Below are 12,952 nucleotides of genomic sequence, written 5' to 3'. Positions count from 1 at the left end.
CCCTTGCCGGGTGCGGCGGCGTCGCGTGCGGGTGCCGCGTCGTGGTGGCGGGTCAGGCGGCGTGCCGGGCGCGGGCGCGGTGGCCGGCGACGAGTTCGGCGTAGCGGCGTCCTGAGGACTTCACGGTGCGCCCTTGCGTCTTGTAGTCGACGTGGACGAGGCCGAAGCGCTTGTCGTAGCCGTAGGCCCACTCGAAGTTGTCCATGAGGGACCAGGCGAAGTACCCGGCGAGCGGGGCGCCCTTGCGGGCGGCGCGGGCGCAGGCGGCGAGGTGGTCCTCCAGGTAGCGGATGCGCTCGGGGTCGTCGACGGAGCCGTCGGAGCTGACGACGTCGGGCCAGGCCGAGCCGTTCTCGGTGACGTAGATCTTCCGTGCCCCGTACTCCTCGGTGAGCCGGAGCAGCATGCGTTCGATGCCGTTCGCGTCGATCTCCCAGTCCATGCCGGTGCGCGGGACGTGCAGGCGGCGCACGGCGCGGGCGTAGGGCTGGGGGCCGCCGGGGTCGTCGGTGACCACGGCGGGGAAGTAGTAGTTGAGGCCCAGCCAGTCCAGCGGCTGCGCGATGGTGTCGAGGTCGCCGGGCTGCTCGGGCAGGGCGACGCCGTAGACGTCGACCATGTCCTCGGGGAAGCCGCGGCCGTGCACGGGGTCGAGCCACCAGCGGTTGGTGTGGCCGTCCATGCGGCGCGCCGCGGCCGCGTCGCCCTCGGAGCCGGTGGCGGGGTCGACGGGGTTGAGGTTGAAGACGATGCCGACCTCGGAATCCGGCGCCGCGGTGCGGATCGCCCGGGTGGCGAGGCCGTGGCCGAGCAGGAGGTGGTACGAGGCGCGGACGGCGGCCTCGATGTCGGTGAACCCGGGGGCCATCGTCCCTTCGAGGTGCCCGATCCACGCGGAGCACAGGGGCTCGTTGAGCGTGGCGAAGCGCTTCACGCGGTCGCCGAGCCGGTCCGCGACGACCTCGGCGTAGCGGGCGAAGTGCTCGGCGGTCTCGCGGTTCGGCCAGCCGCCCCGGTCCTGGAGCGCCTGCGGGAGGTCCCAGTGGTAGAGGGTGGCGAAGGGTTCGATGCCCTCGGCGAGGAGGCCGTCGACGAGCTTGTCGTAGAAGTCGAGGCCCTTGGCGTTGACGGGCCCGTCGCCGCCGGGGATGACGCGGGGCCAGGCGATGGAGAAGCGGTAGGCGCCCGCGTTCAGTTCCTTGATGAGCCCGATGTCCTCGCGCCAGCGGTGGTAGTGGTCGCAGGCCACGTCGCCGGTGTCGCCGCCCGCGATCTTGCCGGGGGTGTGCGAGAAGGTGTCCCAGATCGAGGGTGCCCTGCCGTCCTCGTCGACGGCGCCCTCCACCTGGTACGCGGCGGTGGCCACGCCCCAGGTGAAGCCCTCGGGGAGGGCCGCGTAGTCGAGTCCTTCGGTCACGGGGGTCCTTTCGGCGCGGCTCATTTGACGGCTCCCGCGGTGAGTCCGGTGACCAGGTACTTCTGGAGCAGCAGGAAGCCCGCCACGACGGGGACGCTGACGACGAGGGACGCGGCCATGACCTGGTTCCAGTAGACGTCGTTGAGCGTCGAGTAGTTCTGGAGGCCGATGGCGAGGGTGCGGGTCTCGTCGTTGGTGAGCACGGAGGCGAAGAGGACCTCGCCCCAGGCCGTCATGAAGGCGTACACGGCGACGGCGACGATGCCGGGGATCGCGGCGGGCACGACGACGCGGAAGAGCGCGCCGAGCGGACCGCAGCCGTCGACCATCGCGGCTTCGTCGAGTTCCTTGGGCACCGAGTCGAAGTAGCCGATGAGCATCCAGATCGCGAAGGGCAGCGAGAAGGTCAGATACGTGATGATCAGGCCGAGTCGCGAGCCGAAGAGCGGGATGCCGGTGGCGTTGCCGACGTTGACGAAGAGGATGAACAGCGGCAGCAGGAAGAGGATGCCCGGGAACATCTGGGTCGAGAGCACCGAGACGGTGAAGACCCGCTTGCCGCGGAAGTTGTAGCGGCTGACCGCGTAGGCGGCGAAGACGGCGATGATCACCGAGCAGATCGTCGCGATCCCGGCCACGAAGAGCGAGTTGTAGAAGTAGTGCGCGAGCGGCACCGTCTTCCAGATGTCGATGTACGGGCGGAAGGTGAGGCCGCTCGGGACCCAGCGGAACTGCCCGGTGACGTCCTTGAGCGGCTTCAGCGAGCTGGTGATCATGACGAAGATCGGCAGCGCGACGAAGACGGTCAGGAGCGTCAGGAAGATGACGCGCACGGTCTGGAAGGACCGCGGGGGCGCCATCGGGGAGCGGCCGGTGTGGAGCGGCTGCGGGACCTTGGCGACCGGGCCCTTGTCGTGGGGGCCGTCGGTCTTGGCGACGGGTGCGGCGCTAGACATCGGAGCCCTTCTTCTTCCGCGACGTGAGGAACAGGTACAGCCCCGTGACCACGAGCAGGAACAGGAGGAGCAGGACGGACATCGCCGAGCCTGTGCCGAAGTTCCAGGTCACGAAGGACGACTGGTAGATGTGGATGGAGATGAGGTCGGCGTTCTTCGGTGCCGAGTCCCCGAAGAGGAGGTACGGCGTGTTGAAGTCGTTGAACGTCCACAGGAACAGGACCAGGACGAGGACCTGGTTGACGGGCCGCAGCGAGGGCAGGGTGATCTTGCGGATCTGCTGCCAGGTGCCGGCGCCGTCGAGTGCCGCCGCCTCGTAGAGGTCCTTGGGGATGTTCTGGAGCGCCGCCATGACGATGAGGAAGGCGAAGGGCCAGGTCTTCCAGACCGCGACGACGACCAGGGAGATGAAGCTGTTGTTGCCGATGAGCCAGAAGGAGCGCTCGTCGGTGAGGTGGAGCTGGTCGTGCAGGACGTGGTTCACCATGCCGTTGTCGTGCTGGAGCATGAAGTTCCAGGTGATGACGGCGGCGTACATGGGCAGCGCGTACGGGGTCAGGAAAAGCGCCCGCAGGAAGCCGCGGCCCCGGAAGTTGTCCTGGAGGAAGACCGCGGCAGCGACGCCGATGAGCCAGCAGAAGGCGACGGCGAGCACGCAGAAGGCGCACGTGACCCAGAACGAGTGGAGCAGGGCCTCGCCGACCGGCTTGTCGAATTCGACGGCGAGTTTGAAGTTGTCGAAGCCGGCCCACGGGGCCTGGCCCCAGTTGCGGATGTAGAACTGGGTGAGTTCCTTGAAGGCCATGAAGATCCCGACGACCATCGGGATCATGTGGATCAGGAGTTCGAAGAGCAGGGCGGGCAGGAGCAGCAGGTAGGGCAGTCCCAGGCGGCGGAGGCGGTCGGGAAGGATCGGCTTGCGCCGCTTCTTCTTCCCGACCGGGCCGGGCCCCACGACAGGGCCCGGCGTCGCCTGCGCGTCAGGCAGGGTGTCGGTCATGGTTCAGTTGCTCACTTCGGCATCTGCTGCTCGGCCTTGGTCAGGGCGGCCTTGACGTCGGCGGTGGTGATCTCCTTCTTGCCCGCCGCGTCGGCCCACAGGTCCTTGATGGCGGTACCGACCGCCGTCTCGAACTGGGCCTCGTTGGGCACCTGCGGGAGCGCGGTGGCGCTCTTGAGCAGGGTGTCCTTGATCGTGCCCGCGCCGCCCTGGCTGAACGCCGCGTCCTCCTGCGCGTCCTTGACCGGCGGCACGGAGCCCCACGTCTTGTTGAGGAAGGTCGACTCCTCCTTGCTCGTCATGAACTTGACGAACTTGAGGGCGCCTTCCTTGTTCTTCGTGTTCTGGAAGACGGCCATGTTGATACCGGCGACCATCGAGTTGGTCTGCTTGTCGGTGCCCGGGGTGCCCGACTGGACCGGGACGGGCGCGACGCCGTAGTCGTCGGCCTTCATGCCGTGGGCCTGGAAGGTGGTGTCCGCGGCCTGCCACAGGACCATGCCGACCTTGCCGTCGGCGAAGTCGTTGAGGCTCTGGTTCTGGTTGTACTCGGCGTTGCCGGGGGCGATGATCTTGTCCTTGGCCATCCAGTCCACGTACTGCTTGACGGCGGCGACCGCCCCGTCGGACGTGAAGGTCGGCTTGCCCTCGGCGTCGAAGAAGTCGGCGCCGTGCTGCTTGCCGAGGACGAAGGCCTGGTGGATGTTGTTGGAGAGGTTGCTGCCCTCCAGCGCCGTCCCCCACGTGTCGCCCTTGGTGAGCTTCTTGCCGTCCTCGACGAACTCGTCCCACGTGGCCGGGGGCTTCTCGATACCGGCGTCGGCGAAGAGCTTCTTGTTGTAGTAGAGCGCGTAGGCGAGGGAGTACAGCGGCACGGCGGCCGGGTTCTTCCCCTCGGCGCCCGTGGAGCCGACGGCCGAGTCGACGAAGCGGTCGCGGCCGCCGATCTTCTTGAACGCGGCGTCGTCCCACTCCATGAGGGCACCGGTGGCCTGGAGCGAGGCCGACCAGGTGTTGCCTATGTTGAGGACGTCGGGGCCCTCACCGGAAGTGGTGGCGGTCAGGATGCGGTTGAGGAGGTCGGACCACGGAATGACCTCCAGCTTGACCTTGATACCGGTCTGCTTGGTGAACTTGGCGAGTTCCTTGGTCAGGACCTTCTTGTCCACCGCCACGCTCGCCCCCTGGTTGGAGGCCCAGTACGTGAGGGTCTTGGGCGAGGAGTTGCCACCCCCGCCGTTGTCGCTCCCGCCGCCGCAGGCGGTGGCGGTGAGCGCGAGGGTGGTGACGAGACTGGCAGCGGCAGCGGCTCGCAGTCTGCGCATGTCGGTATGCCCCTTTCCGGGGGGTGGCCAAGGAAGAGTGAAGGCGTTCAGTCCCTGAACGGCCTCACGACTTAATTTAGGACGTGAGTTAAAACCTGAGAGAAGGTCGCGTCAAGGGCTGCGGCGGGGGTATGTTGCCGTCCGGGAAGGGGCAAGATGGTGCAACGGCACAGACGAACCGTGCGTGACCTGCGAAGAGGCAACCGCGCAGCTGTTTTGCAACGGTTGTATTTCGACGGCCCGATGAGCCGTCAGGCACTGCTCCCCGCGACCGGCTTGAGTTCGGGCTCCATCAGCAACGTCGTCACGGAGCTGACCGCCGACGGGCTCCTGGAGGAGGCGGGCGTCGTCGAGTCGGACGGCGGCAGGCCGCGCACGCTGCTGCGCGTCGCGCCCGGTGCCGGGTACCTCGTCGGGGTCGACATCGGCGAGACGAAGGTGCGTACCGAGCTGTTCGACCTGGCGATGTCCGAACTCTCCCGTACGGAGACGAGTCTGACGGGTGTCGGCTACGACGTCGACCTCATCGTGCGCGCCGTCGCCGAGGGGGTCGCCGCCGTGCTCGCCGAGGCACGGGTCCCCGCGGACCAGCTGCTGGGCGTGGGCGTCGGCGTGCCGGGCATCGTGGAGCGGCCCGAGGGCGAGGGCGCGCTCGTGTACGGGCAGACGATCGGCTGGGACGCGGTCCCGCTGGAGACGCTGCTGCGTACGGCGACCGGGCTCCCCGCCGACGTGGGCTTCTTCGTCAACAACGGCGCCAAGGCGCTGGGGCAGGCCGAGTTGTGGTTCGGCGGCGGCCGGGGCAGCGAGGACGTCGTCATCGTGCTCTTCGGCTCAGGTGTCGGCGCGTGCATCGTGACGCGGGGCGCCATCCAGGGCGGGATGCACGGCAGCCCGAGCGAGTGGGGACACCTGACCGTCAACGTCCGTGGCAGGCGCTGCCGTTGCGGGGCACGGGGCTGCCTGGAGGCGTACGCGGGGGCCGAGGCGCTCCTGGAGCGCTGGCGCGAGGTGGGTGGCACCCTGCCCGAGGGGGCCGGCGAGGAGGAGGGCGTCACCGCGCTGCTCGCGGCCGCGGACCCCGCGGGCGCGGGCGGAGCCGATCCGGTGGCCGTCGCTGTCCTGGAGGAGACCGCCGAGTACCTCGGCGCCGGGCTCTCCGACCTCATCAATCTCTTCAGCCCCGAACAGGTCCTGATCGGCGGCTGGGCGGGACTGCAACTCGGCCCGCACATCCTCCAGTCGGTACGCCGCCACGCGGACAGCTTCGCTTTGCGGCGCCCGGCGGGCAAGGTCTCCATCGGCCTCGGGCTGCTCGGCGCCGACGCGGTGACGGTCGGCGCGGCGACGCTCGTGCTGGCCGACTTCTTCGCCAACGGCGGGCGCAGGGAGGCCCCGCTGCGGGAGGAGGATGTCGCCGAGGCGGGGACCGAGCGACGGGCGGCCCACGTACTGGGCGGCAACTAGGGTCCGCCCGGCACTTCCCGTCTGCCGCGCCTGTACGAGGCCGACCGGGGCCGTCCGCCATGCGCGAGCCCCACGGTGAGTGGACGTCGGACCGGTAGCGTCCCGGGTCGCGCCCGGAGTTCGCCGCGTGCGCTGAACGCCCGAGCGCCGGTCGCCGGTAGGTGGCGGCAGTGTCGATGCCGTGCGGTGTGAGCGCGACCCGCCCCACGCTCACGCCTTCCGCCGCCCCGCTGTCGCGCCTTCACGCCTTCACGCCTTCGGCCGCACCTTCGCTCGGCCGGTGGCCCCATTCGGGTGTGGGGGCGGGTGAGTCAGGCCCGTGCGCTGCGAATCCGCGGGGACGGGATGCAGGGTGGTCGGGTCCGTCGAGCCGCCACCCGGCCCCGGCCCGGCCGAGACGTGCACGGAAGTGTGACCCCAGGTGAGGCGGGGGCCGGTGCGGACGGGTCACGTGACTTGCGCCGGGGGCGCGGGCGCGCCACGTTCGTACTGTCCTGTCCCTCCCCGTTCGGAAAGGCGCGGTGCCCTCATGCGGATCACCGTCTTCGGCGCCTCCGGTCGCGCCGGTCGCGCCTTCCTGCACGCCGCCGCGCGCGCCGGGCACGAGTGCACCGCCGTCGTGCGCGATCCGGCGCGGCTCGCGGGCGCGCCCGCGGCACGGGTGCTCCGCGGCGGGCCCTTCGACGAGGACGAGGTGAGCGAGGCGCTGGCGGGGGCCGACGCCGCCGTCATCGCCTACGCCTTGCGCGGTGGGCGGCGCAACGTGCCGCTGTACTCGCGCGGGACGCGCACCATCGTGGACGTGATGCGCACGGCGCGGGTGTCCAGGCTCCTGGTGCTCTCGGAGGCCGCGTACGGTCCGCACACGGCGGGGCCGCTCAACCGCACCGTCTCGGCGCTGTACCGGGCGACCGCCCGCCCCGTGATCCGCCAGCGCGAGGAGCAGGACGCGATCATCGCGGCGAGCGGCCTGGACTGGACGATCGTGCGGCCCGTGATCCTCGTGGAGGGTCCCGCGCACGGGCACCGCAGGGCCCCCTTCACACCGCACCACTCGCGAGCGCCGCGCACGACGTACGCGGACCTCGCGCACGTGCTGCTCGACGCGCTGGACGACCCGGCGACCTACCGGCGCGACCTCTATCCCTGAGGCGCGCCGAGCGGCAGCGTGCTCTCCTCGCGCCACTCCCCCTGGGCCGTGTACACGGTGAGGCTCAGCTCGCGCACCTCGGCGTGCAGCGGAAGCACGGCGCCGTACGTCTCCTCCAGCGGCCCGTACACCGCGCGGTCGGTGCCCGGCTCCGCGTGGGTCGCGAGAGTGAGGTGCGGCGGGAGCCCGGCGGGCCCGAACAGGCCGCGGTACGGGACCGCTTGGGGCCAGGCGCGGCGCAACGCTGCGGTCAGCTCCTGGAGCACCGGGTGCGGCTCGGGGGCGAGGTGGAGGACGCCGGGGAAGTGCCCGAAGCGGGTGAACCGCAGCGTGAAGGGCGGGTGGGCCGCGACGAGGGCGGCGAGCGCCGCGCGGTGCGGCGGGCCGAGCGAGGCGCGCGGCACGAAGGGGTGCAGGACGCTCACGTGGGCGGGGAAACCTGTCGTGACGAGCGCGTCGGCCGCCGGGACACGGATGCTGAGCGAGGTGTCGCCCTCGCGGTCGCCCCAGTCGGGGGATGCGGGGGCGGGCTCGGTGGCGGGGGGTGTCGCGGGCACGGGGCATCGTCCCACGAGGCGGTGGGACGGGTACGGGGCGGGGCGGCCCCGTACCGCCGTGGCCGCCCCGCCCCGTACGCCGCTCCTGCCCGTGCGCTCAGTGGACGGCGTGGAGCGCCGCCGTGTGCTCGCGGACCTGGTCCGGGGTGAGGTAGACGTCCGTGTGCTCGAACTCCTGGAGCGTGCCGGCCTTCTGGTCCTGGAAGCCGGTGCGGACGAAGTCGTCGCCCGCGAGCGCGTTGAGCATCCAGTTGGTGAGGACGCGGGTCTTGGCGACGCCGGTGCGCAGCGCGGACCAGTGGTAGCCGCGTGCCACGGCCTGGGCGGGGACGCCCCGCATGTTGAGGCCGAGCGGGCGCGAGACCGCGTCGTGCCCGCCGAGGTCGACGACGAGGCCGAGGTCCTTGTGGACGTAGGGGCGCAGGGGCTGGTGGAGGATCGTGGCGAGGACGTTGTCGGCTGCGACACGGCCCTGGCGCATGGCGTGCTGCGCGGTCGGCGGGCAGATGGCGTCCTCGCCCTTGGTGAGGTCGGGCACGGCGGCGGCGTCCCCGAGGGCGAAGACCCCGTCGATCCCCGGGACCTTCAGCTCGGGGGTCACGGCGAGCCTGCCCCGTACCGTTTCGCGCTCCAGTGTCGCCATGAGCGGGCTCGCGGCGACGCCCGCGGTCCAGATGAGGGTGCGGCAGGGCAGTGTGCGGCCGTCCGTGAAGGTGACCTTCTCGGGTCCTGCCTCGGCGATGGAGACGCCGAGCGAGACCTCGATGCCGCGCCGGGTGAGGATGTCCAGCGCCGCCTTGCCCAGCTCGTCGCCCAGTTCGGGCATGAGTTTGGGCGCGATGTCGATGAGGTGCCACTTGATGAGCGAGGGGTCGAGGCGCGGGTAGTGCTTGACGGCGCTCGTCGTCAGGCGCTGGAGGCAGGCCGCGGTCTCGGTGCCCGCGTAGCCTCCGCCGACGACGACGAATTGCAGGCGCGAGGCGCGTTCCTCCTCGTCCTCGCTCGCGTCGGCGAGGTCGAGTTGCGCGATGACGTGGTCGCGGAGGTAGGCGGCCTCGGCGAGCGTCTTCATGCCGCGCGCGTTGTCGGCGAGCCCGGGGATGTCGAAGGTGCGGGTGATGCTGCCGGGGGTGAGGACGAGGATGTCGTACGGCTCGTAGATGATCTCCCCGGTGATCTTCTGGACGATGCACACCTTCTTCTCGGTGTCCACGCCGATCGCGCCGCCGGGCAGGATGCGGGTGCGGTGCTTCTCGCTGCGGCGCAGCGAGACGGCGACGGACTGCGGGGTGAGGACGCCCGAGGCGACCTGCGGGAGCAGTGGCAGGTAGAGCTGGTACTCGAACGGGGCGACGAGCGTGACCTCCGCCCGGCCGGGCGGGATGCGGCGTTCGAGCCTGTGGACGCACCCCACTCCGGCGAAACCGGCGCCCACTACGAGAATCCTGGGTCGTGCCACGATTGCGTCCCTTCTCAGGGGTCTGTGCGGTCTCCGGGCCGGTGCGTGCGCCCCCGGTCCCGGACGGCTTCCGCTCGCCTGCCCGCTCAGCGGCGCCTGTCACGGACCATCTTCGCGGAAGGGGCGGGGGCGCGCTTGTCGAACGGGGCGGAAGGGGGCGCCCTGCGGACGCGGAGCGGCCCCGTACCCGGGTGGGATACGGGGCCGCCGTGCCGTCCCGCGTGTGTGCGGGGCCGTGGCGTCCAGGGTCCTGCCTGCCGGTCAGCCGGTCGTGGCCGCGAAGACGTGCAGGATGCCTCCCTCGGTGGTCTCGGGGAGCGTGACGCTCGCGAGGGTCTTGCCGCTCGTGAGGGGCACGGGGGCGGTGGCGAAGAGGTAGGCGTGGACGGGGTCCTTGCCGCCGCCGAGCGTGTCGCGGTAGTCGGAGGTGACGGCGACGGTGTTGCCGTAGGAGGGCTTGTCGCCTCCGCCGCCGAGGGTCCAGTCGGAGAAGCCGATGTCGGCCTGCTGGGTCGTGCCGTCGGTGTAGGTGAGGGTCATGGTGCCGTGAGCGTCGCCCTCGGCCGCGCTGCCGAGCAGGCTCAGGCGGGTCGCTCCGTCCCCGCCCCGGACGGTGAGGGTCTGGCCGCCGCCCGCGACCTCGATGTTGTCGGGCTCCCCCGCGCCGGTGTCGGGCAGGGTGAAGGTGAAGTCGCCCGAGGTGACGGTCTTGCCGGGGACGGCGCCGCCCGCCGCGAGGGCGGGGGCGGAGTAGCTCCAGCCTTCGCCGTCGAAGTTGGCGCCGGGCTTGGCGTCGTCCTCGGAGACGCCGTCGTTGTTGAGGTTCCACAGGAGGCTGTTCTTCGCGGCGACCGTGACGGTGAGCTTCGCTCCGGGCAGTTCCTTGCCCGAGGCGTTGCGCAGGGTGACGGGGATCGTGCGGAAGCCCTCCTTCGCGCCGTCGGGCGCCGTGACGGAGAGCGTCGTGCTCGCCGTGCCGCCCGAGGGGACGGCGAGGGTGCCGGAGGCGGGGCTCACGGTGAGCCCTTCGGGCGCTTCGGCCGTCCAGGTCACCGTCTCGGCGCGGTCCTGAAGGGTGCGCACGGTGAGGTCGGTGCGCGCCTCGGTGCCGCCCGGCGCCGTCTTGAGGGCGCTCGGGCTCGTACTCGTGAAGTACGTGTCACCGCCGCCGGGGAAGGACGGCGGGGCGTCGGCCGCGGCCGTGCCCCACGTGGTGTCGGGGTGCGTGCCGAGCGTGTAGTCGAGGGTGCCGCCGTGCTGGACGAGGGTGTCGGGCACCCAGGTCCTGGTGCTGGGCCTGCCGTTGACACGCAGGCCGTGGATGTAGGTGTGGCCGGCGTCGGCCGCCGGGGCGTTGACGGTGATGCGCTTGCCGTGTCCGGTGCGGACGACGGCGCGGGGGAAGAGCGGCGCGGTCAGCACGAGGTCGGCGCGGCTGGGGTTCTGCGGGTACATGCCGAGCGCGGAGAACACGTACCAGGAGGACATGGTGCCCGCGTCGTCGTTGCCGGGGATGCCGCCGGGGGTGTCGGTCCAGAGCTGGTCGATCTCGGCGCGGACCGTCTCCTGGGTCTTGGTGGGGGCGCCCAGGTAGTTGTACAGATAGGGGGTGTTGATGTCGGGTTCGTTGGTGGGGTCGTAGCGGGTCGCGTCCTTGGCGGAGAAGTCGAACTTTCCGTCCTCGTCGCGGAAGAAGGCGTCGAGGCGGGCGGCCGCCTTGTCGTTGCCGCCCATCGCGCGGGCGAGTCGGGCGACGTCGGAGTAGACCATCCAGGTGTAGCGGGCGCTGCTGCCCTCGACGAAGCCGTTGCCCGTGCCGGGCGTGAAGACGCCCGCCCAGGTGCCGTCCGCGTTGCGGTTGCGGATGTAGCCGCCCTCGGGGGTCGCTGCGGGGTCGAAGACGTTGGTCCAGTTGCCGGAGCGGTCGAGGAACTTCTGCTGGTTCCCGCGGTCGCCGGTGGCGCGGGCGAGTTCGGAGAGTCCGTAGTCGGCGGCCGCGTCCTCCAGGGTCTCGGCCGCGCCGCCCCAGCAGTGGCAGTCGTCGGCGGGGACGTAGCCGAGCTTGAGGTACTGGTCGAGCCCGGGGCGCTGCCCGACGCACTCGACGTTGCAGCCCGCGCTGTCGGAGTCGTTGGCGGTCGGTACGGTCGCCGCCCGGACGAGGGACTTCAGCGCCCCCTTGACGTCGAAGTCGGTGCCGCCGAAGGCGTGGATGCCCGCGAGTGCCGGGGCGGCGGGGTCACCGGACATGACGCTGGTCTTGCCGTGCTGGAGGAGCCAGCGGTCCCACTCGCCGCCGCGCTGGGAGGCGTACTGGTAGAGGGACTGGGCGTAGTCGCTGCCGGCCTTCGGGTTCAGGAGCGTCAGGAGCTGCACCTGTGCCCGGTACTGGTCCCAGCCGGAGAAGGTGCCGTACTGGGCGTGCTGTCCGCGCGAGAGGCGGTGCGTCCTGTCGTCGGCGCCCGTGTAGCGGCCGTCGGTGTCGCTCGTGAGGGTCGGCTCCAGCATCGAGTGGTAGAGCGCGGTGTAGAAGGTGCGGTACTGGGCGCTCGTGCCGCCGCCGACCTGGATCGCGCCGAGCGCCTTGTCCCAGGCGCGGCCCGCCTCGCGTGCGACGGCCTCGAAGGTCTTGTGTGCCGGGTTCTCGGCGCGGAGGTTGGCCTCGGCGCCCGCGTCGCTCACGTACGAGAGGGCGACTTTCGCGCCGACCTCGCGGGTGCCCTTCGGGAAGGTGACGTAGGCGCCCGAGCCCTTGCCGGCCACGGGGTTGCCGCTGGAGCTGTAGCCGGTGCCGCCGCTCGCGTCGGTGGTGCCGGGGCGAAGGGTCGTGTCCTGCCAGGTGCCGGTCTTCGCGAAGGGGGTGTCGAAGTGGATGGTGTAGTGGAGCGTGTAGAGGGCCTTGCGGTTGTTGGCGCTCTGCGGGCCGCAGAAGTTCCCCGCGTCGATGGAGCCGGTCACGGTCTTCTTCGCCGGGTCGATGTGCACGCGCGCGTCGGCGCTGCCGGACTCGGCGTTGGAGCCGCGGACGAGGAAGCTCGCCGCCTTGCCCGCGGGGAAGCCGAAGCGGCCCGAGCCGGTGCGCTCGGTCGCGGTGAGGGCGGCCGACGCGCCGTTGGCGAGCTTCACCTCGTAGCGGCCCGCGCTCGCCTTCTCGTTGTCGTGCGAGAAGGCGGAGGCGTAGACGGAGTCGTCCGTGTCGGCGGTGGGCGAGGTGGTGACCTCGCCGGGGTAGGGCATGAGGGGGACGTCGCCGTTCGCGCCGGAGCAGCCCACGCCGTTGAGGTGGGTGAGGCTGAAGCCGCGGATCGACGTGGCGTCGTACTGGTAGCCGCCCGGGGCGGGGTTGGAGACCTGGTTGCCGCGCGTGGTCTGGGGGCTGAACGCGAGCATGCCGAAGGGGCGGACCGCTCCGGGGTAGGTGTTGCCCGCGTTGGCGGAGCCGATGAGGGGGTCGACGTAGGCGGCCGGTTTCCCGACCAGGGCGGTGTGCCCGGCCTGCGCGGACCGCTCGGGGGCCGCGGTCGCCGCCGGGGCGAGCGCGGTGAGCCCCAGTGCGGTCGCCGCGGTGAGGGCCAGGAGGCCACCGGCGGCGCGGGCGGGACCTCGGTGCACGGAACGTGC

At 71.3% G+C, this 12,952-nt stretch carries 9 protein-coding genes; 2 read left to right on the top strand and 7 right to left on the bottom strand.

Annotation, left to right across the window (positions count from 1 at the left end; all coding sequences use genetic code 11):
* Positions 1–52: 52 nt before the first annotated feature.
* The 4 genes from ACQYWQ_RS30090 to ACQYWQ_RS30075 all read right to left on the bottom strand — a co-directional run bounded on the left by ACQYWQ_RS30090 (position 53) and on the right by ACQYWQ_RS30075 (position 4,698).
* Entirely contained in the window at positions 53–1,417 is a 1,365-nt protein-coding gene (locus tag ACQYWQ_RS30090; RefSeq protein ID WP_431038966.1) for a GH1 family beta-glucosidase, read from the bottom strand.
* Between the two features lie 20 nt (positions 1,418–1,437).
* Positions 1,438–2,277, bottom strand: a complete 840-nt coding sequence (locus ACQYWQ_RS30085) for a carbohydrate ABC transporter permease (RefSeq protein ID WP_431039407.1) — start codon at positions 2,275–2,277, stop codon at positions 1,438–1,440.
* Positions 2,278–2,365: 88 nt separating this feature from the next.
* Complete coding sequence (locus ACQYWQ_RS30080) at positions 2,366–3,373, bottom strand: carbohydrate ABC transporter permease (protein ID WP_431038965.1); 1,008 nt, start codon at positions 3,371–3,373, stop codon at positions 2,366–2,368.
* 11 nt (positions 3,374–3,384) lie between these two features.
* The gene (locus ACQYWQ_RS30075; RefSeq protein ID WP_431038964.1) at positions 3,385–4,698 is read right to left on the bottom strand and encodes an ABC transporter substrate-binding protein; all 1,314 of its coding nucleotides are present in this window, start codon (positions 4,696–4,698) and stop codon (positions 3,385–3,387) included.
* Between the two features lie 156 nt (positions 4,699–4,854).
* Here ACQYWQ_RS30075 and ACQYWQ_RS30070 point away from each other — a divergent pair, with 156 nt between their 5' ends.
* Both ACQYWQ_RS30070 and ACQYWQ_RS30065 read left to right on the top strand, forming a co-directional pair.
* Positions 4,855–6,165: an ROK family protein gene (locus ACQYWQ_RS30070; protein ID WP_431038963.1), complete on the top strand. Its 1,311-nt coding sequence runs from the start codon at positions 4,855–4,857 to the stop codon at positions 6,163–6,165.
* Between the two features lie 529 nt (positions 6,166–6,694).
* A complete protein-coding gene (locus ACQYWQ_RS30065; RefSeq protein ID WP_431038962.1) occupies positions 6,695–7,315 on the top strand; it encodes an NAD(P)-dependent oxidoreductase in 621 nt (206 codons plus the stop codon).
* Here ACQYWQ_RS30065 and ACQYWQ_RS30060 read toward each other — a convergent pair.
* The 3 genes from ACQYWQ_RS30060 to ACQYWQ_RS30050 all read right to left on the bottom strand — a co-directional run bounded on the left by ACQYWQ_RS30060 (position 7,306) and on the right by ACQYWQ_RS30050 (position 12,943).
* Positions 7,306–7,872, bottom strand: a complete 567-nt coding sequence (locus tag ACQYWQ_RS30060) for a 2'-5' RNA ligase family protein (protein WP_431038961.1) — start codon at positions 7,870–7,872, stop codon at positions 7,306–7,308. The two genes, ACQYWQ_RS30065 and ACQYWQ_RS30060, sit on opposite strands and share 10 nt — an antisense overlap.
* Positions 7,873–7,969: 97 nt before the next feature.
* A complete protein-coding gene (locus ACQYWQ_RS30055; RefSeq protein WP_431038960.1) occupies positions 7,970–9,331 on the bottom strand; it encodes an NAD(P)/FAD-dependent oxidoreductase in 1,362 nt (453 codons plus the stop codon).
* Between the two features lie 261 nt (positions 9,332–9,592).
* Positions 9,593–12,943 carry a GH92 family glycosyl hydrolase gene (locus ACQYWQ_RS30050; RefSeq protein ID WP_431038959.1) on the bottom strand — a complete coding sequence of 1,117 codons (3,351 nt, stop codon included), beginning with the start codon at positions 12,941–12,943 and terminating at the stop codon, positions 9,593–9,595.
* Positions 12,944–12,952: the final 9 nt, after the last annotated feature.

Origin of the sequence: Streptomyces sp. P6-2-1, from assembly GCF_050613165.1 — a bacterium.
Taxonomy (GTDB): Bacteria; Actinomycetota; Actinomycetes; order Streptomycetales; family Streptomycetaceae; genus Streptomyces.
This window is presented reverse-complemented; position numbering and strand designations above follow the sequence as displayed.